We start from the raw sequence: 216 nt of genomic DNA on the forward strand, positions 1-216 counted from the left end.
CCCGTGGTGTCTGCAGCTCGAAGCTGCCCGTCGGGTTTTTCATGGTCTTGGATGTATGGCCATTTTTGCGGTTGGGCCTGTCCTCGCCAGCGAGGCGCTCCTCCAGCTCCGCACTCATGGCTGCTTCGGTAAGCTGTTTGATCAGAGGAGTCAGGATGCCATCTTTGCCGCTGAGGCCTTTGCCCTCATGCAGCGCCTTGACAGCAGCATCCATAT

At 58.3% G+C, this 216-nt stretch carries 1 pseudogene; it reads right to left on the reverse strand.

Annotated elements, in window-relative coordinates:
* A pseudogene (locus tag Q1A48_RS21655) lies at positions 1 to 214 on the reverse strand (IS256 family transposase); the annotation flags it as partial.
* Between the last annotated feature and the right edge of the window lie 2 nt (positions 215 to 216).

The sequence above is a fragment of the uncultured Microbulbifer sp. genome (genome assembly GCF_947489355.1).
Classification (GTDB): Bacteria; Pseudomonadota; Gammaproteobacteria; order Pseudomonadales; family Cellvibrionaceae; genus Microbulbifer.